At 64.0% G+C, this 23,074-nt stretch carries 22 protein-coding genes; 8 read left to right on the top strand and 14 right to left on the bottom strand.

Features of this window, described 5'->3' with window-relative positions; translation table 11 throughout:
* Positions 1-7 precede the first annotated feature (7 nt).
* The 3 genes from ACWPV3_RS02935 to ACWPV3_RS02925 are packed head-to-tail and all read left to right on the top strand — an operon-like array spanning position 8 to position 2,641.
* Positions 8-736 (top strand): ABC transporter permease, encoded by a 729-nt coding sequence (locus ACWPV3_RS02935; protein ID WP_453976777.1) that lies wholly within the window; start codon positions 8-10, stop codon positions 734-736.
* A gap of 28 nt (positions 737-764) precedes the next feature.
* The gene (locus ACWPV3_RS02930) at positions 765-1,934 is read left to right on the top strand and encodes a Wzz/FepE/Etk N-terminal domain-containing protein (RefSeq protein WP_292088444.1); all 1,170 of its coding nucleotides are present in this window, start codon (positions 765-767) and stop codon (positions 1,932-1,934) included.
* On the top strand, positions 1,931-2,641 hold the full coding sequence (locus ACWPV3_RS02925) for an ABC transporter ATP-binding protein (protein WP_453976776.1): 711 nt from the start codon (positions 1,931-1,933) through the stop codon (positions 2,639-2,641). The genes ACWPV3_RS02930 and ACWPV3_RS02925 overlap by 4 nt, the downstream gene beginning before the upstream one ends.
* A 7-nt stretch (positions 2,642-2,648) precedes the next feature.
* Here ACWPV3_RS02925 and ACWPV3_RS02920 read toward each other — a convergent pair whose 3' ends face one another.
* The 4 genes from ACWPV3_RS02920 to ACWPV3_RS02905 all read right to left on the bottom strand — a co-directional run bounded on the left by ACWPV3_RS02920 (position 2,649) and on the right by ACWPV3_RS02905 (position 10,111).
* A complete protein-coding gene (locus ACWPV3_RS02920; protein ID WP_453976775.1) occupies positions 2,649-3,455 on the bottom strand; it encodes a hypothetical protein in 807 nt (268 codons plus the stop codon).
* Complete coding sequence (locus ACWPV3_RS02915) at positions 3,456-4,733, bottom strand: glycosyltransferase family 4 protein (RefSeq protein ID WP_453976774.1); 1,278 nt, start codon at positions 4,731-4,733, stop codon at positions 3,456-3,458.
* A gap of 48 nt (positions 4,734-4,781) precedes the next feature.
* A complete protein-coding gene (locus tag ACWPV3_RS02910; protein WP_453976773.1) occupies positions 4,782-9,266 on the bottom strand; it encodes a M57 family metalloprotease in 4,485 nt (1,494 codons plus the stop codon).
* Positions 9,267-9,346: 80 nt separating this feature from the next.
* Entirely contained in the window at positions 9,347-10,111 is a 765-nt protein-coding gene (locus ACWPV3_RS02905) for a class I SAM-dependent methyltransferase (protein WP_453976772.1), read from the bottom strand.
* Between the two features lie 125 nt (positions 10,112-10,236).
* On the opposite strand from ACWPV3_RS02905, the gene argB reads away from it, so the two are divergent.
* From argB to dapD, 3 genes are read left to right on the top strand one after another with little or no spacing between them, the layout of a single operon-like run.
* Complete coding sequence (argB, locus tag ACWPV3_RS02900; protein WP_453976771.1) at positions 10,237-11,166, top strand: acetylglutamate kinase; 930 nt, start codon at positions 10,237-10,239, stop codon at positions 11,164-11,166.
* Positions 11,163-11,822 (top strand): pyrimidine 5'-nucleotidase, encoded by a 660-nt coding sequence (locus ACWPV3_RS02895; protein WP_453976770.1) that lies wholly within the window; start codon positions 11,163-11,165, stop codon positions 11,820-11,822. The genes argB and ACWPV3_RS02895 overlap by 4 nt, the downstream gene beginning before the upstream one ends.
* Entirely contained in the window at positions 11,819-12,688 is an 870-nt protein-coding gene (dapD, locus tag ACWPV3_RS02890) for a 2,3,4,5-tetrahydropyridine-2,6-dicarboxylate N-succinyltransferase (RefSeq protein ID WP_453976769.1), read from the top strand. Before ACWPV3_RS02895 ends, dapD begins: the two co-directional genes overlap by 4 nt.
* Positions 12,689-12,764: 76 nt before the next feature.
* Here dapD and thrS read toward each other — a convergent pair whose 3' ends face one another.
* The 6 genes from thrS to ACWPV3_RS02860 form a co-directional block, all read right to left on the bottom strand.
* Entirely contained in the window at positions 12,765-14,696 is a 1,932-nt protein-coding gene (gene thrS, locus ACWPV3_RS02885; RefSeq protein ID WP_453976768.1) for a threonine--tRNA ligase, read from the bottom strand.
* Entirely contained in the window at positions 14,693-14,929 is a 237-nt protein-coding gene (gene yidD / locus ACWPV3_RS02880) for a membrane protein insertion efficiency factor YidD (RefSeq protein WP_453976767.1), read from the bottom strand. Before yidD ends, thrS begins: the two co-directional genes overlap by 4 nt.
* 79 nt (positions 14,930-15,008) lie before the next feature.
* A complete protein-coding gene (locus ACWPV3_RS02875) occupies positions 15,009-15,464 on the bottom strand; it encodes an iron-sulfur cluster assembly scaffold protein (RefSeq protein WP_453976766.1) in 456 nt (151 codons plus the stop codon).
* An 87-nt stretch (positions 15,465-15,551) separates the two neighbouring features.
* A complete protein-coding gene (locus ACWPV3_RS02870; RefSeq protein ID WP_453976765.1) occupies positions 15,552-16,448 on the bottom strand; it encodes an FkbM family methyltransferase in 897 nt (298 codons plus the stop codon).
* Positions 16,445-17,491: a hypothetical protein gene (locus ACWPV3_RS02865; RefSeq protein ID WP_453976764.1), complete on the bottom strand. Its 1,047-nt coding sequence runs from the start codon at positions 17,489-17,491 to the stop codon at positions 16,445-16,447. Before ACWPV3_RS02865 ends, ACWPV3_RS02870 begins: the two co-directional genes overlap by 4 nt.
* A gap of 140 nt (positions 17,492-17,631) precedes the next feature.
* The gene (locus tag ACWPV3_RS02860; protein WP_453976763.1) at positions 17,632-18,441 is read right to left on the bottom strand and encodes a tetratricopeptide repeat protein; all 810 of its coding nucleotides are present in this window, start codon (positions 18,439-18,441) and stop codon (positions 17,632-17,634) included.
* Between the two features lie 83 nt (positions 18,442-18,524).
* Between ACWPV3_RS02860 and ACWPV3_RS02855 the strand changes: the two genes are divergently transcribed.
* On the top strand, positions 18,525-19,910 hold the full coding sequence (locus tag ACWPV3_RS02855) for a leucyl aminopeptidase family protein (protein WP_453976762.1): 1,386 nt from the start codon (positions 18,525-18,527) through the stop codon (positions 19,908-19,910).
* Positions 19,911-19,912: 2 nt separating this feature from the next.
* Here the strand turns inward: ACWPV3_RS02855 and ACWPV3_RS02850 are convergent, their stop codons facing one another.
* Positions 19,913-20,395 (bottom strand): hypothetical protein, encoded by a 483-nt coding sequence (locus ACWPV3_RS02850; RefSeq protein WP_453976761.1) that lies wholly within the window; start codon positions 20,393-20,395, stop codon positions 19,913-19,915.
* A 160-nt stretch (positions 20,396-20,555) separates the two neighbouring features.
* Here ACWPV3_RS02850 and ACWPV3_RS02845 point away from each other — a divergent pair, with 160 nt between their 5' ends.
* The gene (locus ACWPV3_RS02845) at positions 20,556-21,341 is read left to right on the top strand and encodes a C40 family peptidase (protein ID WP_453976760.1); all 786 of its coding nucleotides are present in this window, start codon (positions 20,556-20,558) and stop codon (positions 21,339-21,341) included.
* Between the two features lie 4 nt (positions 21,342-21,345).
* Here the strand turns inward: ACWPV3_RS02845 and mmcB are convergent, their stop codons facing one another.
* From mmcB to thpR, 3 genes are all read right to left on the bottom strand, one after another.
* Entirely contained in the window at positions 21,346-21,789 is a 444-nt protein-coding gene (mmcB, locus tag ACWPV3_RS02840; protein ID WP_453976759.1) for a DNA repair putative endonuclease MmcB, read from the bottom strand.
* 91 nt (positions 21,790-21,880) lie between these two features.
* On the bottom strand, positions 21,881-22,474 hold the full coding sequence (locus ACWPV3_RS02835; protein ID WP_453976758.1) for a GNAT family N-acetyltransferase: 594 nt from the start codon (positions 22,472-22,474) through the stop codon (positions 21,881-21,883).
* A complete protein-coding gene (thpR, locus tag ACWPV3_RS02830; RefSeq protein WP_453978492.1) occupies positions 22,471-23,010 on the bottom strand; it encodes an RNA 2',3'-cyclic phosphodiesterase in 540 nt (179 codons plus the stop codon). The genes ACWPV3_RS02835 and thpR overlap by 4 nt, the downstream gene beginning before the upstream one ends.
* Between the last annotated feature and the right edge of the window lie 64 nt (positions 23,011-23,074).

The following is a 23,074-nucleotide window of genomic DNA, read 5'->3' as shown; positions in this document are numbered from 1 at the left end:
CGCGCTGATGATGCGCGAGACGATCACGCGTTATGGCAGGCAAGGCTTAGGCCTGCTTTGGTTGATCGGCGAACCGTTGCTGTTTTGCTTCGGCGTCATCATCATGTGGTCGTTGATAAAGCCGGCGTATGAGCATGGCGTCAGGATCGCACCGTTCATCATGACCGGCTACATGTGTCTTCTTCTGTTAAGACATCTGATCGGCGCGAACATGAATGCGCTTCAAGCCAACGGTGGGCTCCTCTACCATCGACCGGTGCGAGTCATGCACCTTTATCTGTCGCGATGCGGATTGGAGATCGCCGGAAACACCATGGCCTTCTTCATCGTCTATCTGGCGATGTTGGCGATCAGACAGGTAAGCCTTCCTCACGACCTGCTTCTGCTCTATTCCGGCTGGTTCCTGCTGGCTTTCATGGCGTGCGGAATCAGTTTCGTGTTCGCTGGACTTTCTCTGCGTTACGAGTTGTTCGAGCGTGTTTCGCCTGTTCTGCAGTACGCCATGATCCCGCTATCCGGCGTGTTTACGATGATGGCCTGGCTGCCGCAGCATTATCGGGATGTTCTGTTGAAGGTTCCTATTCCCCATGCAGTGGAAATGGTGCGCGCCGGCATGTTCGGGGAATTCACGCCGACCTATTATGACGTCGGATACGCCCTTGCATGGACGGTCGGATTGAACTTCGCGGGACTGGTGCTGTTGGCACGAGCCAAGCACTATCTGGAAATGGAATGAGGCGGCGCGACCGTTTCTGGAAATCGAAATGAACAAGCCAATCCTGAAATATCACGGCCCCGGCGACTTCGCTGCTTCGTCGGACACCACGCCGCGCTGGCGAAGAACGCTGGGGAGGACGCCCCTGTCCTTTCTTCTCGTCGTAATCGCGCCGACGATCCTAGTGGCGATCTACTACCTGCTTGTGGCCTCTCCGCAATATACGTCGGAGGCACGTTTCGTCGTCAGATCCAAGACCCAGGAGCAGCCGTCCAGCCTGGGCGTGGCGCTTCAGGGGGTCGGCCTGTCCTCCAATCAAACGGACGCCTACGCCGTCCACGAATATATCCGATCACGCAATGCACTGGACGATCTGCGCGGAAAGCTGGATGTACGAGCCATGCTCGGCCGGCCGGGCGTGGACGCCCTGTCGCGTTATCCTCGGCCTTGGGAAAGTGAATCGCCCGATGGCCTGCACGATGGGTTTCGGCGGTTTGTGACGGTAGGATACGACTCCTCTACCGGCCTCAGCACACTACGGGTCAGGGCGTTCAGGCCCCAAGATGCGCAAACGCTGGCGGATGCTTTGCTGGATGGCGGCGAACGCCTCGTCAACCAGCTCAACACCAGAGCGGATCAGGGTGCCGTGGCGGATGCGCGACGTAACGTCGCTGACGCCGAGGCGCGGTTGACAGCGGCACAGGTACGTTTGACGACTTTCAGAAACAGGGAGGGGCTTTTGGACCCGTCCAAGGCGGCTGTCGAAAATCTGCAGCTGATTGGCAATCTTCGCGGGACCGTGGCGAATTTGCGCGCCGAGCGATCCCAATTGGCCTCCGAAGCACCGCAGAGCCCTCAATTAACGGCGCTGGACAGTCGTATCGCAGCATTCGAACGGCAGATTGCTGCCGAACAGAGCAAGATGGCCGGCACCGCCGATTCCTTGGCGCCCAAGCTTGAAACCTATGAAGCCCTTGCGCTGGACCGCGAGTACGCCGACAAGGCCCTGGCGTCGGCGCGAGCCTTACTGGATCGTTCGGAGTCGGATGCGCGCAGCCAACGTCTGTATCTGGAACGCGTCGTGCGCCCCAACCTTCCGACCGACGCCAGCCAGCCGAAGCGACTCCTTGCCATTTTGACAGTTTTCCTGAGCCTCCTAGTCCTATACGCCACAGCCTATCTCGTCGTCGCGGGCCTCAGAGAACATAGTCAAGGATGACGGCGATCGGCATCCAAAGCTCTGTGACGCGCTCGCAATCCGTCGCGCTCGATGTGCAGTCGCTCGGCAAGGTTTTCGTCGAGAATCGGTCCGGAAGCGGACGATGGATATTTCGGGATTTGAATCTGCATCTTCAGAGGGGCGAACGGCTCGCCGTCTTGGGGCGCAATGGGCAGGGCAAATCGACCCTGATCAAGATACTCGGCGGCGTTTTGCCGATGTCCGAAGGGAAGGTGGACTGGTGCGTTCGGCCGTCGTGGCCGATCGGCTTCGGCGGAGGATTTCAAGGCAGCCTCAGCGGCCTCGACAATATCCGCTTCCTCGCGCGCATCTATAATGGCGACTACGACACGGTTCTGGATCGCGTGGAGAATTTCGCGGAACTAGGATTGGCGCTCAAGCAGCCTGTGAAGCACTATTCGTCAGGCATGCGGGCTCGACTCGCCTTCGGTTTGTCCCTGGCGATCGATTTTGACTGCTACTTGATTGACGAACTGATGGCTGTGGGGGACGCGCGTTTCGCAGCCAAATGCGCGGATGAACTTTTCACGCGCCGCGCGGACCGAGCGTTCGTCATGGCGTCACACGACATGGCCTCGGTCGCGAACGTCTGCTCTCGCGCGCTCATCATCGAAAACGGGCAAGCAAAGCTCTTCGATGATGTGGCAGAGGCGATTGACGTCTATACTTGGCTGAGGGCGGTTTGACGCCCGGCTAACCGGACGCGCGTCCGATCGCCACCGACAATATGCGAAGCGTGCCGGCGAACACTGCGTGGGCTGCCGAAATCCGGAATTCGGCGACGGCTTCTCTTTCCCAATGGGTATCCAGGATGATGTCGTAGAGCCCCGCTCTGTCCAACGCGATATCATGGCGTTCGTATGCTTCGAGGCTCCCCCACTCGAACCTCAGGATTTGAGTCGAGGCGGTTTTGTCTATCTCGAATCCCACACTCAAGCGCCACTCTCCCGACGGCAAAGTCATGTGAGGTCCCCAGATCAGGACATCAGGACGGCCCGTCATGTCGAACGTCAATGGCGGAGCGCCGGCGACCAGGCGACTCTCATTGACATGCATCATGGCGAAGGAAATATCAGTCGAGCCGCCTTGACGGCCAAACAGCAGAAGTTCCTGGGGCCAGGTTCCCGCTCCCAGCGCAGGTTCGACGACCTCTCGTGTGAAAGTCTCCACGACGGCGCTCATGGCCTCGTCACCGGAACACGAGCCCGCAAATCCGCACCTGCCGCCTGTCTCCAGCGCATGAGAGAACAACCGCGAAAGATCTCGCGCCTGATTAACGCTGAACTCGGCCGATAACGATGATGGAGTCGAGAGGACGATCAGCCATTCATTGGCCTGGAGCGTTAGGGCCTCGTCCACGGACATGCTCACATGAACGGCGCTTTCGGCGTGCCGCGCTCGAAAGGCGTGTGCTTTCTCCAGCCATTGGTCACTATTTTCGCCTGGTGTTACAAGGATACCGATGGATGCTTGGAAAGCAGGCTGTTTTTCGAGTGTCATTCAGAGTCCAAGCGCGCCATAGGCACCCTTTAGGCGTTGTTTATAGGCATCGATCGAGAAGGTGCCGGCGCGTAAGCGACCGGCGGTCTCCAACGATTTTCGCAAATCATCGTCCGTGTCCAATGCGATAATGGCGGTCCGCATATCGTCCAGACTGCGGGGGTCGACGATGAGTGCCGCATCGCCCGCGATTTCCGCCGTCGCCGATACGTTGGATGTCATAACCGCCGTTCCGGCCGTCATAGACTCGAGAATGGGCAATCCGAACCCCTCATAGAGAGAGGGAAACAGCGTCGCCTTGGCACCCTGGATAAGATTCTTCAAAAGCGGCGCTGGAAGATAGTCGAAACGCCTGACTCCGCTGTCGCTCGCAGACGCATGCGCGAGAAGAGCGAGATCTTCCTGGGCCAGCCAATCTCGACCGGCGACGATCACCAGTGGCGTGGAGACCCGACTCTGCAAATAGGCTTGGATCAATCTTGATACATTCTTTTTGGGCTCTACGGCGCCGAAGAAAAGGAAATAATCCTTGAAGCCTAGGCCATGAAGCGTTTGCAAATCATTGGCGACGTCGTCGTCCGAGCTCTGCCGTTCAGGCGTCGCTATCGCCTGATAAGTCGTGATGACCCGATTTTCATCCGCGCCGAGAAGCTGGATCAGATCAGTGCGCGTGGTGTCAGAAACGGAAAGCAAGAGGTCAGCGCGTTGCACGATCGATTTCATCAGTTCGTAATAACGCTGTTTGTGATCAAGCGTTGAATGGGGAAGCTTCAGAGGGATGATATCATGTACGGTGTAGATGTTCGCGGAGCGACGGGCATAGATCGGAAGTGGCGTGGTCCAATGCATGGCATGTGGCCCGCGTCGTCCGTCGGACGACGTTTCAAAGGTCAGCGGCGTGAAGGTTCCATAAAGCGTGTGCGCCCGGTTCGCGGTCGAGAAGATGTCACAGGCCGCCCAATGTCTCTGGGCCGGTGGCATGTCGTCCCTGCCGACGATGAGTCCGCTTTCTTCCACGGACCGCGCGGCGCGTCCGAAACGAGACAGGATTGTGGAGGCGGCGCGGGTCAGGCCCGCCTTGCGCGCGGTCTTACGTGCGTCACTAAGGCTGATTTCCTTCAGCAGCGGATTCGATGTCTGCGGGCCGGCGGGGCCGTGAAGAATTTCGATTTCCACACCATTCTGGGACAGGGCTGTCGCCAAATTTCGCGCATATGTGGCGATGCCGGAACCCTTCGCGAGTGAAAGATTCCAGCCGTCTATGCAAGCCCGAGCCATGCAGCCTCTCCGTTTCCGCAACATGAAACATGCGAAGGGAGACGGGCTTTATATCATCCAGTTGTGATCGGCGACCGAGAACCAGAGATCGCGTTGGGAGATGTGGATCAAATCGCTATCGAGGGAAAATAGGTCGGACACTTTCTCTTCCGGAAGCGGATGGATCTGGGGGCTTGTGTCGAAGAAGTCCGAAGGCCCCGGCAACGTTTGAATATGTTCGAAGGCCTCGGCCTTTGCCGAAGACGTGGAATCGACGCGCACGATATCGGACGATTTCAGCGTCGCGCCTGCCTGCAAGGTGGCGATGAGCGCGGCTCCTGCGGCTCCCGCGCCGTCCGGATCCCACATGACTCGGCCCGTTGCGGCATCCCACAGGATTTGCGGGCCGCTTCCGGTCGCCGTGACTCCGTTGACGAACCAATTGTCACCCGTCAGGCCGAAGCCACGGAACTCGAGCACATCCTCGCCCGAATGGAAGTCGGTTATCAGGTCCCCCCCTTCGGCTGCGGCGAAATAGACGAAGGCGTCACGCCCTTCCCCGCCCGTCAAGATGTCCGCGCCCAGCCCGCCTGCGATGCGATCGGCGCCGGCGCCAGCGTCGATGACGTCATCGCCGCCGCGGCCTTCGATCGTGTCGTCGCCGTCGCGCGCCAGAATGTAATCGCGATTCTGCGTCCCCAGCACGTAATCGGCGCTGTTGGACGACACGACCCGTTCTATCGAGGTGTAGGTGTCCCCTGCGGCCTCTCCCGTGTTGCGACCCGAGTTAATGAGGTCGATCAGCAAGGTCCCACCGGCAACGCCAACGTCGTACCAGACCGTATCGATGCCGTCGCCGCCGTCGAAGGTGTCGCCGCCGCCGCGGCCGAGGAAGATGTCGTCGCCGTCGCGGCCTACCATATAATCCGCGTTGTCGGTGCCGCGGATGATGTCCGCCTCATTCGATCCCACTACCCGTTCGATGGAGAGGTAGTGATCCCCCATCGCCGCGCCGCCGTTTTCGGTCAAGCCGGCCAGATCCACGACTGCCGCCGTATCATACCAGACGGTGTCTATGCCTTCGCCGCCGTCGTACCAGTCGCCGCCGCCGCGGCCGAGGAAGATGTCGTGGCCCGCCCTGCCGACAAAATAATCCGTTCCAGCTGTGCCTCTGAGAATGTCGTTGCCAATTTCCGACCCCACGATCCGTTCGATGGATTGGTAGCGATCACCTGCGGCCGCGCCGGTGTTGCTGCTGGAGTCCATCAGATCGACGGTTACTTCCGTGTCGTACCAGACCGTATCGACGCCATCGCCGCCGTCGAACCAGTCGCCGCCGCCTCGGCCCTGGAAGATGTCGTTGCCGCCTCGGCCAACGAAATAGTCAGTACCGCCGGTGCCCCGCATGATGTCGTCGAAATTCGATCCCACGACGCGCTCGATCGAAGTGTAGTGGTCGCCGGCCGCAGCGCCGCCGTTCGTGAACGACAAAACGAGATCGACGATGGCCTGCTCATCGTACCAGACGGTGTCGATGCCCGCGCCGCCGTCGTACCAATCGCCTCCGCCGCGGCCGAGGAAGATGTCGTTGCCTTCACGTCCGACGAAGTAGTCAGTGGACAAGGTCCCGCGAATTATATCGTCGCCTGTCGATCCCACGACGCGTTCGATCGAGTCATAGGTGTCGCCTGCGGCTTCTCCAGTGTTTTCCGACGGATTGAGAAGATCCACGATCAGCACGCCACCGCCAGTGTTTTCATACCAGGCCGTATCGATTCCGGCTCCGCCGTTCAGGTGATCGCGGCCCGCACCGCCAAACAGGATGTCGTCTCCCCCCAGACCGTTCAACGTGTCGTTTCCGTCCAGGCCTGAGAGAATGTCGTTCCCTGCTGTGCCGTTCAGCGCGTCATCGGCCGCCGTACCCGACACCCTGACCCCTTCGTCGATCGAAACGATCGCATCGTCGAACTGCAGACGTTCCACATTCGTCAGCCGATCTTCACCGTCCGGTCCACGAACGGTCGTGACGCCGTTCACCGTCGAAATCGTGTAGGCGGATCGAGCGCCGATATAGACGGCCGTGTCCAGACCCGCACCGCCGTCCAAAATGTCGTCGCCGCCGCCCCCGTACAGGCGGTCGTCTCCATCCCCGCCGAGAAGCGTGTCATTCGCTATACTGCCGTTGAGGATGTCGTTGCCCGCGCCGCCGTCCAGAAGGCTCCCGGTGAAGGCGGTGCTCGCAACCGTATGGGTGCTGACCGAAACATGCATGGTGTATCGGTTGCCGACCGGAGCGCCAGAGGTCGTAAAGCCGCCATTTGGCAGCGTGCTGGCGAACTGGCCGACCTGAATATAATAGATTCCGGCCGTCTGAACCTGAATGCTCAGATAGGAATTCTGTGACGCGCCCTCCGCGTTGGACGACGGCGTGTCGTCGTTCTGGGCGATTTCGACGCCATTGGAATCGAATATGCGAACTGTCGAATCGAATGATGCATCGTCGATATCGACGAGCAGAACGCCGCCAGCGCCAACTGTCACAGCATAATATTCAATTCCGCCATGCGTTTGGGCCAGGACCGTGGCGTGGGGCATGACGACATCGGCGATGCCTTCTCTCCGCAGCGTGTCGAAGCCGTCGTCGATGCTGATCGCTGTGCCGATGGAAGCGTTGGCGACGCTACGTGTCTTGTAGATGTCCGGCGCTTCCCCGTTGCCGCCTTCCCCGGCGAACAGCTGGTCGTCGCCGTCGCCGCCGTAAAGCCTGTCCGCGCCGCCGCCGCCGCGAATGATGTTCGCCCCCGCGTCGCCGCGAATGACATCGTTCGCCCGTGTCCCGTTGATTTGCTCGACGCCGGAAAGAGTGTCGGTATCGAATCCGCTCCGGACGACGCCGGTGGCCAGATCGGCGTTCAGGCCAAGCGTCGTTTCCGTGTAGTCGGCGACGTCCCATCCGGCGCCGCCGATCATGACGTCGTCCCCGGAACCGCCGACCAGGGTGTCGTCGCCGTCTCCGCCATCCAGCGTGTCGTTGCCGGAGCCGCCGTTGAGGTAATCGTTGCCGCCGAAGCCGTTCAGGATGTCCGCGCCGCCGGCGCCGCCCAGGCTGTCGCCGAACGTCGTTCCATTGATCAGGTTGTCCGTGATGTCCCCCACGACAGTCAGGGGTCCACTAGGCTCAAGCGTAACCGTCTGATCGGCGAAGCGGAGGAACTCGACGTTTCGAACGGTTGTAACCGCACCGCCATTGACCGAGACGGTTCCCACCTGACCGTCCCACGATATTTGGTAATCGCTACGCTGCCCCGAGAAGACGACCGTGTCTGTTCCGAGGCCTCCGTCGATCTGGTCGTTTCCTCCGTTGCCGGTGATCAGGTTGTCGGCGGCATTGCCGAAAATCGTATCGTCGCCAGTTCCTCCGATCGCGTTCTCGATAACCGCGCCGACGGCGATCGAGACATTGCCGACTAGGCCAACGACGCTTGAGAAATGTCCTTGCCGCAGGTCGATCGTCTGCGAGCCGGAGAAGCCCGAAAAATCCAGGGTGTCGGTTCCGCCGGCGTCCCAGACGGCGAAGATCATCCTGCCCATCATGTCGGGCGCATACCAGGCCAGGCCCGTGTTGGAGTTGTAGCCGTAGATCGTGTCGCCGGTCCGGGTCGTCATGTTGGCGCCGTAGAGGCGCTGAATCGCCGAGATGTCGTCAAGTAGTGGTGCAGAGGCGTACGACCCCAAGAAAGAAGCGCCGGTGTTTGTTTCTGAGAAGTAGCTCATCAAGCTGTATTGACGAGAATCTTCGAAATACGAGGCGCTGTTTTGATAGGTGATCGTCACGCCCTCGCTGGCGTTGTAATCTCCTGGATGTTTCAGGCCTAGGGCGTGGCCGATTTCGTGCGTGAGGACTTGTTGTCCATAGCCCAGATTTACCGGTGAGATATTGTAGCTCAGGGAGGAGTTGACCCATACGTCGCCGGAGACGGAATTGGCCGCCGTATTGCCGGGGCCATAGGCGAAGGCGGCCGCGCCGTTCTGCCCGGTGGCGTAGTTGCCAAACAGGATCGAGGCGTTGTTCGAGTAGCCAGACCCCTCGTCGACGCGCTGGAAGGTGATGTTCGCCACATCCGACCACGCCCTCAGTGCTAGAAGCGTGGCGGCGATCTGCACGGCGGTGAATTGTGTGAATCCCGCCGTGTCGGTGGGCATGGACGTCGGCGCTGTCGCCCGGAAGGCGAAGCTGACGGTCGCCGCGGTGCCCAGAGGCTGTCCAACCGTCACCCAGGATGCATTGCCGCGGGTGATCTGAACGCCTGCGTCCGTGTTGGTGAGCGACATTTTGCCGTTCGGATAAAGGCCGCCTCGACTCTCGATATTGGTGATCGCGGCCTGATGGCCGTCATTGACGCCGTCTGAAATAAGAAGTCCGCAGCAGCCGCAAACATAGACGCTGGAAATCGACGAGCCTCCGGTGGACGCAAAACCCTCGCCCGAGGGATTGTCGAACGCATCGCCGCTGAACGCTGTGTTGAAGGCTCGGCTATTGAGCATGTTAGGCATGGTCGAGGTCCCTGCGGCTGTGGCTGCGACACCCTAGCGCGCATGGCCATCTTGGCAAGCCTACACTGCTTTTCGCGACTTTAGGCCGCCTGGAAAACGGTATTGATGTATTCGCCGTCCTGCTTGCGAAGAACCGTCCGAAATCCTGACGCTTGGGCGACGGCGTCAATGCTTTTGTCCAGATAGAAGATGGTGTGAAAACGTGTGTCCAGATAACGCTCCTCGTAACAGGGAGAGGAATGCGCCATCCGTGCGCCTGTTTTCAGCAGGGCCCTCATCTTCCTGAACTCGGCGACGGGATCTGTGAAGTGTTCGATTGTGTTGTTCGAATATATGCCTGCCAGACCGGGCGCGACTTGGCCGAGGTCGCTGATAACGAACTCAGAGCCCGGGCCGGGCGTCGGCTCGTATCCCCAGACGTTCCATCCATCAGCCCTGAGCGCGAGAAGGGATGACGACCACCATCCGCATCCCCAGTCCAGATAGACGTCGCCCGGTTTTGGCTCGAGCGCGTGAAACGTGCGCGCTGTGTCTTCGGCTGTATCGCCCTCTTTGTAGGAAGCGTAAAGAATTTCGTATTCGGACGATAACTCGAATTCGTCCATGGCGAGCATTTTTTCCGGACCGAACAACGCTCCACAAATCCTGCAATAATAACGGATAAGTTCGCCGCCGCCGAACCGGCAGACGCTGATCGACGTTTTCAGATCCTGGCTCTGATGGACGCTATTGCATATGATGCAACGGATTGGTCGATTTCCTAACGTGCGATAATATATGTTCAGGGCCGAGTGTTTGGTGGCGACAATATAGCGCTCGAGTATCTCTATGCGTTTGTTGTCCATGATAGGTCCTGACGGCTGACTGGCGTCATGATGATGCTGCCATCGGCGCCGTCAACGCCGGTTGGCCACAGTCGGCGATCTCCCCACGTGACACCACCCCCGTCCCCCGCTATTTCCCGCGCACGATGAACGAAACAGAGCGCCAGTCCGAGGAACGCAGTTGGGAGACGGCGAAGACGCTCGCCGAGGCCCTGCCGTATATCCAGGTCTATGACCGTAAGACCGTGGTCATCAAATACGGCGGCCACGCCATGGGCGAGAGCGCCGTGGCCAAGCAGTTTGCGGCCGATGTGGTGCTGCTGAAGCTGATGGGGGTCAACCCGGTCGTGGTGCACGGCGGCGGGCCGCAGATCAGCGCCATGTTGGACAAGGCGGGCGTGAAGTCGGCGTTTGTCGATGGGTTGCGCGTGACCGATCCGGCGACGATGGAGGTCGCCGAAATGGTGCTGTCGGGCGCGGTGAACAAGGAAATCGCCCACTGGATCACCATGGCCGGCAAGGAGGCCGACGTGCGCGGCGTCGGCCTGTCGGGCAAGGACGCGGGCCTGCTGACGGTCGAAAAGACGCGCCGGACCAAGCGCGATCCCGACAGCATGATCGAACACGAGGTCGATCTGGGCTTCGTCGGCGAACCGACCAAGGTCGATCCCAAGCTGATCGCCGGACTGATCGCGTCGGAGACCGAGGACTGGGTGCCGGTCATCGCCCCGATCGGCGTGGCCGAGGACGGCCAGACCTACAACGTCAACGCCGACACCGTGGCGGGCGCCATCGCCGGATCGCTGAACGCCAAGCGGATGCTGCTGCTGACCGACGTCGCCGGGGTCAAGGGCGCGGACGGCGAGATCATCCGCCAGATGACGCTGGACGAGGCGCAGAACCTGATCGACACCGGAGTCGCCACCGGCGGCATGATCCCCAAGCTGGAGACGGCGATGGCGGCGGTGCGCGCAGGCGTCGAGGCCGTGGTCATCCTGGACGGCCGGCGGCCGCACGCCATGCTGGTCGAGCTGTTCACCGAGTTCGGCGCCGGCACCCTGGTGAAGGCGTCTTGATCGACCTGTCGCACGTAAACGCCTGGGTGTTCGACATGGACGACACCCTGTACCCGCGCGAGCAGGGGCTGATGCGGCTGGTCCAGGCGCGGATCAACGCCTTCGTGGTCGAGGCGGTGGGCCTTGCGCCCGGCGAGGCGGCGGTGATGCAGCGCCAGTTTCTGGACGAACACGGCACGACCCTGGCGGGCTTGATGGCCAACTACGCCGTCGACACCGACCGTTTCCTGAAGGAAGTGCATGACGTGCCGCTGGATTCGGTGGAGCCGAATCCACGTCTGGCCGAACGGTTGAAGGCCCTGCCGGGTCGGTGTTTCGTCTTCACCAACGGCGCGCGCGACTATGCGTATCGGGTGCTGGATCGGATCGGGATTTCGGACTGTTTCGCCGGCGTCTTCGCCATCGAGGACGGCGACCTGACGCCCAAACCGAACCCGGCGACCTTTCGGCGGATGCTGGAGCGGTTCGACATCGCGCCCCACCGCGCCGCCTTCTTCGAGGACACGCCCAAAAATCTTGAGCCGGCCAAGGCGCTGGGCATGACCACCATCCTGATCGGCGACGGCCACGGCAAGCCGCTGGGCGACCATATCGACATCGTCGCCCCCGACCTTCTCGACTTCCTCTCCGACTTGAATCTCAAGGACGCCGCATGACCGACCTGTCGCATCTGGAATCCGTCATCGAAGCCGCCTGGGAAGACCGGGCTAACGTCTCGGCCACGACGCGCGGCGAGGTGCGCGACGCGGTCGAAACAGCCCTGGCCTTGCTCGATTCCGGTGAGGCGCGGGTCGCCTCGCGCGGGGCGGACGGGGATTGGATCACCCATCAGTGGCTGAAAAAGGCTGTGCTGCTGTCCTTCCGCCTGAACGACAACCAGATCATGCGCGCGGGTCACGCTTCCACCATCCCGCTGTCGGCCGATCACCCGGCGGCGCTCGGTCCCTTCTGGGACAAGGTGCCCAACAAGTTCGGCGACTGGAGCGCGGGCGATTATCAGGCGGCCGGTTTTCGGTCCGTGCCCGGCGCCATCGTGCGGCGCGGGGCGCACATCGCCAAGAACGTTGTGCTGATGCCGTCGTTCGTGAACATTGGGGCCTTCGTCGACGAGGGTTCGATGGTCGACGCCTGGGCCACGGTCGGCTCCTGCGCCCAGATCGGCAAGAACGTCCATCTGTCTGGCGGTGCGGGCATCGGCGGCGTGCTGGAGCCGCTCCAGGCCAATCCGACCATCATCGAGGACGGTTGTTTCATCGGCGCCCGCGCCGAGGTCGCCGAGGGCGTGATCGTGCGCGAGGGGGCGGTCCTGGCCATGGGCGTCTATCTGTCGGCCTCGACCAAGATCGTGGACCGGGCGACAGGCGAAGTGTTCCGGGGCGAGGTGCCGGCCTATTCGGTGGTCGTGCCGGGTTCTCTGCCTGGCCCCAACGGCGGCCCGTCGCTGTATTGCGCCGTCATCGTCAAGCGTGTGGACGCGCAGACACGGGCCAAGACCGGCGTCAACGAGCTGCTGCGCGACTGATTTTCGCTGAAGCTCTGACAGCAAAAAGCCCGCCCCGGTGTCGTCCGAGGCGGGCTTTCAGTTCCAGGGCCGGGTGTCAGGCCTGAAGACGCTTCAGGTCCGGCGGCGTCGCTTCGTCGGTCAGGATGGCGATAGCCTCCTCGACGGTGACGACGGTCTGGGCCTGTGAGCCCAGGCGGCGGATGGCGACCTTGCCTTCTTCGGCTTCCTTGCGGCCGACGACGGCGATGGCGGGAACCTTGGCGACCGAGTGTTCGCGGATCTTGTAGTTGATCTTCTCATTGCGCAGGTCCGTCTCGACGCGCAGGCCCGCCGCGCGGAACCGTGCGGCGACATCCTCGGCGTAGCCGTCGGCGTCCGAGGTGATGGTGGCCACCACCACCTGTGTCGGGGCCAGCCATAGCGGGAAGGCCCCAGCGTAGTTCTCGATCATGATGCCGATGAACCGTTCGAACGACCCCAGGATCGCCCGGTGCAGCATGACCGGCCGGTGCTTCTGCCCGTCCTCGCCGATGTAGGTCGCGCCCAGACGTTCCGGCAGGACATAGTCCAGCTGGATCGTGCCGCAGGTCCATTCGCGCCCGATGGCGTCCTTGACGATGAAATCCAGCTTGGGCGCGTAGAAGGCGCCGTCGCCGGGGGTGACAACCGGCTCGGTTCCCGCCGCGCGGGCCGCGTCGGCCATCAGGGTCTCGGCCTTGTCCCAGAATTCGTCCGTGCCGGCGCGGTTCTCTGGCCGGGTGCCCAGGCTGATGTAGGCGGTCTCCATTCCCAGGTCGGCGTGGACGCTGCGGGCCAGTTTGATGAAGGCGGCCGTCTCCTCGACGATCTGGTCCTCGCGGCAGAAGATGTGGGCGTCGTCCTGGGTGAAGCCGCGCACCCGCATCAGGCCGTGCAGCGAACCCGACGGCTCATAGCGGTGGCAGGCGCCGAACTCGGCCATGCGCAGCGGCAGTTCGCGGTACGACCGCTGGCCCTGATCGAAGATCTGGACGTGGCCCGGGCAGTTCATGGGCTTGAGGGACAGTTCCTCGCCCTCGACCGTCTCGCAGACGAACATGTTTGGCCGGTATTTGTCCCAGTGGCCGCTCTGTTCCCAGAATTTGCGGTCCAACACCTGGGGCGTCTTGACCTCGACGTAGCCGGCGGCGTCCAGGCGGCGGCGCATATAGGCCTCCAGCACGCGCCACAGGACCCAGCCCTTGGGATGCCAGAAGACCATGCCCCGGCCTTCCTCCTGCATATGGAACAGCTCCATGGCGCGGCCCAGCTTGCGGTGGTCGCGCTTCTCGGCCTCTTCCAGCCGCTGCAGATAGGCGTCGAGATCGGCCTGGTTGGCCCAGGCCGTGCCATAGATGCGCTGCAGTTGGGCGCGGTTGCTGTCGCCGCGCCAATAGGCGCCGGCCAGCTTGGTCAGCTTGAAGGCCTTGCCGACGAATTTGGTGGTCGGGAAGTGCGGCCCCCGACACAGATCGGCCCATTCGCCCTGTTTGTAGACGGTGATCGTTTCAGTGTCGGGCAGGTCGCGGATCAGTTCGGCCTTGTAGGTCTCGCCGATCCTTTCGAAATGGGCGATCGCCTCGTCGCGGTTCCAGACCTGGCGTTCAAGAGGAGCGCCGCGATCCACGATCTCGGCCATCTTCTTCTCGATCTTGGGGAAGTCGTCGGTGGAGAAGGGCTCGGCGCGGGCGAAGTCGTAATAGAAGCCGTCTTCGATGGCCGGACCGATCGTCACCTGGACGTCCGGATACAGCTCCTGCACCGCCTGGGCCAGGACGTGGGCGGCGTCGTGACGGATGGTTTCCAGCGCCTCGGGGTCGTCGCGCATCAACAGGCGGAAGTCGCCGTCGCCGTCGATGACGCGGTCCAGGTCGCGTTGCTGGCCGTTCCAGACCACCAGGGCCGCCTTCTTGGCCAGGGAGGGGGAGATGGCGGCGGCGACGTCGCGGCCGGTGGACCCGTCCGGATACTGACGCACGGCGCCGTCGGGAAATTTCAGTTCGATCATGGTTTCGTCTTTGCAGGCGGGACGGGGTCGTAACCCGACTCTCCGAAGGGGTGGCATTTACAGAGACGCCGCGCGGTGAGCCATCCCCCCTTGAGCGGACCGTGCTGGATCAGGGCGTCGCGCCCATAGTCCGAACAGGTCGGCAGAAACCGGCACTGCTGGCCGATCAGGGGAGACAGCGTCAGCTTGTAGCCTCGGTGGGCCGCGCGGACGCCGCGTTCGTAGAGAGACATCGGTCCCTTCGCCGGGGGCTGGATAGGTTCGCCGCGCTTATCCCCTGTTGCCGCAGGGGGATCAACCGGTCGGAGCCCTTCAGGCCGCGCCGGCGAGACGAGTTCGCGCCACAAGCGCTGCGTTGACGGCCTCCAGCGTCGCCTCCAGCGAGACCAGGGTCGAGGCGTGGCGGGCGGGATAGGCGGCGACCTGTTTCAGCAGGCGCAAATCCTCGAACCGTCCGTCCGGACCGTCGCCGTCGGATTTCAGCATGGCGAGCATGGCGTCGCGGGCTCGTTCGATCTCGGCGGCGTCGGCGCCGACGACGTGCTGGCCCAGCACGCCGGCGGCCGCCTGGCCCAGGGCGCAGGCCTTCACGTCCTGGGCGAAGTCGGCGATGCAGCCCTGGTCGTCCAGCACGACATCGACCGTGGCGCGCGAGCCGCACAGCTTGGCGACCCGTTCGCCGGTCCCGTCCGGCGCGGCCAGGCGGCCCGCGTGCGGCAGATTCGCCGCAAGCGTCAGGATGCGCGCGCTGTAGAGATCGTCGATCATGGGCGAAAGATAGGGCGGGGAGCCGCGATGTGAAACCGCTTGAGGCGGTTTGGCTCCAAGGTCGGAAGGATGTCTCGGATCCAACGCCTAAGCAACGTATCGCTTAGGCAGAATCGACGCCTTTCGGGACAGAACCAAGTCACAGGCGGCTGTTTCGGACAAGACATCCATCTCGATCGGCTCGATCCGGCCGTCGTGAGTGATGCGCCAAGCCTTGAAGCCAAAGCTCGTCAGCCAGTTTAGGAAGGTTTCGAGCGGGGTGCGTGCGGCGATCTGGATCGGGCTCCATTCCATTATGATCGTGATATCGGCGTTTTCCCTTAGCAGCCTTTCCGCGCCCTTAAGGATGAGAGGCTCCGAGCCTTCAGCATCGATTCTTATGAGATCGACGGGTTCGGTGACGATGTCGTCGAGCCGTACGGCCGGAACCTTGAGGACGACCGTGTCCTCATAGGGGCGAAGGTCCCACTGCGAAACGAAGCCGCCGCCGGAGAAGATGCGCGATGTGACGAAGTCGATCTCGCCTGGCGCGTCGAGCGCGGCCTTGGCGACGACTTGGACGCGGTGGTCGAAGCCGTTCAGCCGCACAGATTTTTCGATCAGACCCGCGAGGCGCGGATTGCCTTCCAGAACCGTGACGGAACCCTTCGAGCCGGCCAGCGCGGCCATTGCGATCGTATAATAGCCGACGTTGCCTCCGATCTCGAGGATACGGTCTCCAGGCCGAACAATGCCCTGCACCACGGCATGAACCCAGGTTTCCCAGAACCCGTCTGCGATGATGTTGGCGCTGATCTGTTCGTCCTGCGGGTCCACATACAGAAGCAGACCGTTGCACAGACGCTTGAGCGCCAGGTCGGGCCCGAGGTAGAAATAGTCTCCCTTTCCCCCTCGCCGCGCGCGCCGGACATCCGCCGCAGGACTGGCAGGCTTCCCCCTACGAACAAGCCTGCCCAGCCTCTGACGGATATGACGAATGTTCACGCGAGCTCCGTTTCGTGAATCGGTCGGCAGGAAACGTCGGACCGGCGGATGATGAGCCCGACCGAAGTGGCTCCGAACCCCCGTAAGGCGACTTTCAGGTGCGGCTGATCCCTGTAGGGTGCCATGTCTACATAACGATCGACCGGGCGGTCGCCCGGATCGAGATCCAGGGGCGCCACCCAGTGGCCCTGCGCCTCCAGGCGAGCCGCCAACGCCCTGAGGTCCCGTTCGCGAAACAGGACCGTGTCCGCGTGATCGACGGTGCGGTCGTTCGAACTGAAATTGTATTCGGTGGTATGCACCACCAGTCCCCCTGGTTTCACACAGTCGAGCGAGCGTTCGACGAACGACAGGCCATCGGCGATGGAGCCCAGATGCTCCAGGGCGCACGCCGACCAGCAGAAGTCGAAATCGACGAGATGGTCGGACACGGCGTTCATGTCGCAGTGTTCGAAACTGACGTTCGCGTCGAAGACATCGTCGGCGCAAAAGGGACGACGCAGCGCGGCGAGATCGTCGGCGTGTTGATTGGTGGCGGCCCAACCCGATTCGATCGCCTGCTGGCGCGTCATGTCCGTCGCGACGATCAGGCAGCCTTCGGAGGCGAAAAGCGCGCTGAGCGGTTCCTGTCCCACGCCAAAGCCGAGCCCCCGCGCGCCAGGCCTAATCGCTCCACGCTCCCAAAGCGATTGAACGATGAAGACGAACTCCCACACCTTACGGTGATAGCGCAGGGGTTCCGCAAGTCTTCTGGTCCAATAGGCGAAATAGGGTTGGTCGAAATCGTTCTGCCGGCAAACAGCGGAACGGTCGAAAACCCGGCTCGCCGGGCTTCCATCGACCATGTCCGGCTTGCCCCGCCAAAGCTCGTCTCTCGGCACGGCCAGGTCGCGGAGCACGACATTCGTTTCCTGAAGCTGAACCGACATCTGCTCGACCATCGTCTCGATGCGCCGGATACGTGTGCGAGTATCGGACCGAAGGCGCTGATATTTCCGAATCGGACCCAGAGGCGCGCGCAGAAATCGGAGAAGTGATTTCAAGAGATTGTCCCTACCATTCAGGAGCGACTAACAGACCCGATGAAAAGCGTCGAGGATCGTGGCCCTTCGGGACAGGCGTCGCGCCCTGTTCCCGCAGCGCATTGCGAGAACGGCGGGCGAGCCAGGGGAAGGTGGACAGCTCAGCCGCCCAGCGAATTCCAGGTGCGGGCCGTGTCGGTCGAGGCGGCGCCGATTCCGCCGCGCGCGCGCAGCCAGGCCAGGTTCTGTTCGGCCAGTTGCGGGGGCAACTCGCGGCGCAGGATCTGTTCCGCCTCGCTCATCTTGCCTTGCAGGCCCAGCGCCATGGCCAGGTTCTGGCGCACCTGGCCGGAGGCGGTCGGCTGGGCGGCGGCGCGGCGCAGCAGGGCCTCGGCGCCCGGCGCATCGCCGTGGGTCATGGCGGCCATGGCGGCGTTGGTCAGGACGTCGGGATTGTCGGGCGACAGGATCAGGGCCTGGTTCCATGCGGCGCGGGCGTCGTCGAAGCGGTTGACCTGTTCATAGGCGACGCCCAGCAGCGACCAGGGACGCCAGTCACGCGGCGCCAACGCCCGGGCTTGCTCCAGCGGGGCGACGCCGTAGAAGGCCTGACCCCGCGCGATATGGGCGCGCCCCAGTTCCAGCATGGCCTCCAGATTGGCGGGCTGGACGGTCAGGGTGGCCTGGGCCGCCTCGGCCGCCTGGTCGTAGCGGCCCAGTTCGCGCAGCGCCTGGGCCAGCCTGACCCCGGCGACGGGGTCGGCGGGGTCGATCTCCTGTTCGTTGGCCCAGAAGACCGAGCGCGACAGGGCGTCCATCCGATCATAGGCGGCGCGGGTCTGGGCCGAGGCGGGCGTACGGACCGCCGGGGCCGTCGTGGTCTGCGCCGACTCCGGTCCGGCCGCCAGGGACGGACCGGCGGACAGGAACATCAGGGCGGTGGTTGCGAGAAGGGCGGGCATGGGCGACATGGTTCAGGTCCAGACGGTCCTCGGTCGCCCCTAGAATCGCCTGTTCGCGTCAACCGATCGTTAACCGCGTTTCGAGGTCCGTCATGTCCTTGCTTCATCCGCTGCTGGTCGCCGCCGATACGGGGGAGACGGCGGTCCCCATCCGCGTCGCGGCGTCGGGCCAGGCGCTGGAGGGCGCGGCCGGTCGGTGGGCGGCGCTGAACGGGTTCGAGGGCAAGGCCGGTCAGGTTCTGGTCGTGCCGGACGCCGAAGGCGGGGTCGATCAGGTGCTGGTCGGCGCGGGGGCGGCCTTCGATCCCATGAGCGTGCGGGGGCTGTCGACGCGACTTCCGGGCGGCCTCTACCGGCTGGACCTCGACGAGGAGGCGGCCGGCCAGGCGGCCCTGGCCTTCCTTTTAGGGACCTATGTCTTCGACCGTTACAAGGCCCGGCCCGAGACGGCGCCCGTGCGGCTGGTCGCGCCCGCCGGAATGGATGGGGCCGAGGCGTCGCGCATCGTCGCGGCCTGCGCCCTGGCGCGCGAAATGGTGGACACGCCGGCGGCCGACATGGGGCCGCTGCAGATCGAGACCATCGCCCGCGAGATCGCCGAGAGCGCGGGCGCCGCGATCACGGTCACGACCGGCGACGCCTTGCTGGACGAGAACTATCCCGCGGTCCACGCGGTCGGCCGCGCCGCCGCTCCGCACCGGGCGCCACGCCTGATCGAGATCGGCTGGAAGCTGGACCGCACCGACCTGCCGCTGGTCGCCCTGGTCGGCAAGGGGGTGGTGTTCGACACCGGCGGGCTGGACCTGAAGCCCGCCGCCGGGATGCGCAACATGAAGAAGGACATGGGCGGTTCGGCCCACGCCCTGGCGCTGGCTCGGCTGGTGATGCAGGCGGACCTGCCCGTGCGGCTGGTCGTCGTCGTGGCGGCGGTGGAGAACGCGGTGTCGGGCGACGCCTTCCGGCCCGGCGACATCCTGAACAGCCGCAAGGGTCTGACGATAGAGATCGGCAATACGGACGCCGAGGGCCGGCTGATCCTGGCCGACGCCCTGACGCGGGCGGGCGAGCATGAACCCGACCTGACGCTGGACTTCGCCACCCTGACCGGGGCGGCGCGGATCGCCCTGGGGCCGGATCTGCCGCCGCTTTATACCGACGACGAGGCTCTGGCCGCCGATCTGCTGGCGGCCGCCGCGGCGGTGCGCGATCCCTTGTGGCGGATGCCGTTGTGGCCCGGCTATCGCGCCGCGCTCGACACCGAGATCGCCGACATCAAGAACGACTCCTCGGCCTGGGCCCAGGCCGGATCGGTGACGGCGGCCCTGTTCCTGCAAAAGTTCGCGCCGACCACGGGCGTCTGGGCCCATATGGACATCTTCGCCTGGAACCCGCGCGCCCGCCCCGGTTTCCCCGAGGGCGGCGAGGCGCAAGCCCTGCGCGCCTGCTACGCCATGCTGAAAGGGCGCTACGCCGGTTGAGCTCAGGCGAAGACGAGGCCCGGTCCGGCGTCGTCGGCGTCAGGGCGGGGCGCGCGGGGCTTACGGCGTCGACGCGTTCGCCGTCGTCGTCCGACTGCGGAAGTGTATGCCGCGACCGTCTGAAACACGCGGCGCAGGATGCGGTTCAGGTCGCGTCCGCGTGCGACGGCCTGCAGCGTCAGGGTCAATACGGCCATGTCGAAGACGACGGTCACGTCGAACACCATGACCCAGGTCGTCAGCTCCGGCGCCGTCATGGAAAAGAGTCTGAGACCCTCGGCCTCGAAAAGAAACGCGGCGGCCCCGCCCAGAAGCAGAACCAGGGTCAGTCCCAGGAGCTGACCGCGCGACAGGTTCGACAACAGGCGAGCAGGCGTCTCGACCAGTCGACGGCGCAGAAACCGGCCCACGGGCCCCTGGTCGCAAGCGGTCAGGCCGAAACCAATGAGCAAGACCGAAATCAACAGCACAGGCAGGATCCTCATTTTCGGACCGCCGGGCCCTGCGGAGGACATGGGTGATCCGCCATGAACGACAAGCGTCAAGAACGGCGTTCGGCTGATTTTCTTCGGGAAAAGGGGCGGCGTTAACGGGCGGTTCGCCTTCCTTGGCTAAGGCTGGGGGTTCAGTAACGCGAGTCCACGTTTGAGCGACGTCCTCGACCTTCTTGCGCCCGGCGAGCGGCTCGCCAGACCGGACCTGGCGGAACAGGCGCTGGAAGGGCTGGTGCGTGCGTCGGCCTATCGCAGGACCGAGGCGATGCATTGCCGCGTCGCCGTCGCCGACATCCTGTCCAACGCCGACCAGCGCATCGATCAGCTGCTGCATGGGGAGGTTTTCGATGTTCTGGACCGGGCCGACGGCCGCGCCTGGGGCCGGGCGCGCCGCGACGGCGTGGTGGGCTGGGTCGTGCTGGACAGCCTGTCGCCCGGCGCGCCGCTGGCGACCCGTCGGGTTTCGGCCGTCGACGCGGCCCTGCCTTTGAACGCCCTGGTCGTCGACGACGTCGAAGGCGTGGAGGCGGCCGATCTTAGCCCCGTCGGCGCTTTCGAGACGGACCTGGTCGCGGTGGCTGAGCGGCTGCTGGGCCGGCCGCACGAACTGGGCGCGCGATCTTCCATCTCCACCGACTGTTCGGGCCTGGTGCAACAGGCGCTCCTGGCTTGCGGTCGGGCGGGGCCGCGCCGGTCGGACGCTCAGGCCCAACTGGGTCGGGCGGTGACGGACGGCGTCTTGAAGCGCGGAGACATCGTCGTCTGGCTGGCGCCGCGCGGCGATCTCGACTGGACCGGTCATTCGGCCTTGATGATCGACGATGCGCGCATCATCCACGCGACCGGCGGCAAGGGGGTGGTGATCGAAACCCTGGCCGAGGTCGAGACGCGTCTGGTCGCCGAGGGTTTCGCACCGGCCGTCTTCCGTCGCCTCTGACGGATCAGTCGCGCATCGTGCGCAGCGCCCCCAGCCGGGCGAAGGCCAGGGTCAGGGCCTTGCGCCGCGCCGGGGCCAGCGGCGTGACAGGGGCGTCGCGCACCATCGCCCCGCCGAAAGCGTCGGCGACGATCAGGCCCGGTTCTTCCGGCAGGATTCCTTGCGGAAATTCAGGCGCCACGGCGAAGTAGAAGGCGTCGCAGAAGGGGGCGTATTCGGGCCATTTGCGATCGACGCGATAGTCGTCCAGTCCCGATTTCACCTCGCAGATGACGATGTCGCCCTTGGGCCCCAGGGCCATGACATCGGCGCGGCGGCCGTTGGGCAAGCAGACTTCCAACAACGGCGCATAACCCATATCCAGCATCAGCCGCGCCGCCCCGCGCGTGACCGACAGGGTGGTTTCGGGGCGGCTGAAGACCAGTTCCAGAGCGATGGCGGCGGACATGGGAACAGCTTATGTTCCGGCTCCGTTCCGCCCGCAAGCGCCGCCTTGGCCGCCCGGCCTGTGGAGCGGACCGGTTTTCGCCTGAAGCCTGCTAGGGCGCGTTCAAACGCGTGCGGTTTTTGGCCCAGTCGGCGCGGGTCTGGCCCCACAGATCGACGGCGTGGTCCTGTAAAGGTTCGGGCAGCAGACCCGGTCCGCGGTTGACCGAGCCCAACCGGCGCGCCACGGCGGCCGAGGCCAGATTGTCGGGATCGATGCAGTGGATGACGTCGTCCCAACCCAGGACGTCGAAGGCGTAGTTCATCGCCGCCGCCGCCGCCTCGACCGCATAGCCCTTGCCCGTCGCATCGCGATGCAGGCTCCAGCCGACCTCGCGGCCGGGCCAGCCGTAGGGATGCAGCGGGCCGATCCGTCCGACCCAAAGGCCGGTGGACCTTTCCAGGATCGAGAACATGCCTTCCCCGGTCAGGGCCCACATGCCGGCGACGGTGCAGATCAGCCGCCAGGTCTGGGCCGGGGCCTGGACCCCGCCGATGAAGCGCGTCGTCTCCGGCTCGGCCATGAAATCGGCCCAGCGGGGGAAGTCCTCGACCGCCGGCGGACGCAGTATCAGACGTTCGGTCAGAAGCGTCGGACCCAGGACGAGGTGAGGCGAGACGGCGTAGGCGTCGGAGGCGGCGGTCACAGCAGATACTCCCGCTCCAGCGCATACTGGCTGCCGTCGTCGGTCAGGACGCTGGAATAGAGGCCGAAGCGGTCGATACGGATCGGCGGGGAATGCAGCAGATTGTGCCCCGCCATCCAGGCGCCGATGCGGTCCGGGTTCGTCTGGGGCTTCAGATAGGCCAGGGTGACGTGGGGCCGATAATCGCGCGCCTCCATCGCAACACCCGCGCGCTGGCCCGCCGCCCTGCAGCGGCCGGCCAGGACCGACAGGCGGTCGTTCGGGGTTTCGACCCCGGCCCAGAGGGTGTGGCTGCGGTGGTTGTCGCCGAAGGCGCCCACCCCCTTCAGCGCGATCTCGAACGGTTCGCCGGCGACGCGCGACAACTCGGACGCCAGGTCGTCGGCGCGCCGCTCGTCCATCTCGCCATAGAAGGCCAGGGTGACGTGCAGCGCCTCCAGCGGCCGCCAGCGCGCGCCCGGCAGGCCGGATTGACGCCGTTTCAGGGTCTCGGCGACGTCGAAAGGCAGGGTCAGGGCGGCGAACAGGCGAACCATGCGACGGAAGGTAGCGGTGGGAACGGGTCGCTCCAAGCCCGGTTTTCCTTGCAGAGACGGCCCC

This window comes from Brevundimonas sp. Marseille-Q4549 (genome assembly GCF_976940555.1).
This window is presented reverse-complemented; position numbering and strand designations above follow the sequence as displayed.